Source organism: Aestuariicoccus sp. MJ-SS9 (genome assembly GCF_032586235.1).
In the GTDB taxonomy this organism is placed as follows: domain Bacteria; phylum Pseudomonadota; class Alphaproteobacteria; order Rhodobacterales; family Rhodobacteraceae; genus Aestuariicoccus.
The window spans coordinates 1-698 of the sequence record NZ_JAWHTD010000135.1 but is presented as its reverse complement, the minus strand read 5'-3'; the positions used below and the strand labels follow the sequence as shown (position 1 = coordinate 698).

The following is a 698-nucleotide window of genomic DNA, read 5'->3' as shown; positions in this document are numbered from 1 at the left end:
CCGCCCGACGCGTCGAGCGTGTCGTTGCCGTCACCCCCGAAGAGCCGGTCTCGCCCATCGCCGCCGTCCAGGCTGTCATCGCCGCTGCCCGCCTGCAGCCGGTCGTCACCGTCGCCGCCGATGAGCGTGTCGTCGCCCGCATCGGAGCGAAGGAAATTGTCATTGCCGTCGCCGGTGATGATCACGTTCCATTCGCCGTAGAAATCCACGTTTTCGAAACCCGACAGGCTGTCCTGACCGACGGTCGAACCAACCCGCCCCTGAATCCCTGCCACGAGGTCGATCTCGGCGGTGTTGAACGCAATACCGTTGACGTCGGTAACCAGCGTGTCGTTGCCGTCCCCACCGATATAGGTGTCGGTGCCGCCCTGGGTGATGACCACATCGTCCCCGGCCCCGGCATCCACACTGTCGTCGCCAGCGCCATCAAACAGCGTATCGTTGCCTCCTGCACCGATCAGCGTGTCGTCGCCCTGATCGGCCTGCAGCCGGTTGTCCCCGTCCGTGCCGACCAGGTTGAAGTTTTCCTCCCCTCGCAGCCGTGCATTCTCGAAGTTCAGGATGATGTCGGGATCGTCGGGAAAGTCTGCGCCGTAAAGCTCGCCTTCCACCAGATCCACGGTGACAAAGGCGCCAAACTGGCCCGGCGTGAACCCGTCGTCCTGCAGGTTGCGCTCATAGGTGTCGTTGCCCGGGCC

General features: G+C 64.2%; 1 protein-coding gene. It reads right to left on the bottom strand.

Going from position 1 to position 698, the window contains the following annotated elements; genetic code table 11:
- The coding region (locus tag RXV88_RS23615; protein ID WP_410468861.1) for a calcium-binding protein at nucleotides 1-698 on the bottom strand (698 nt) is incomplete at both ends.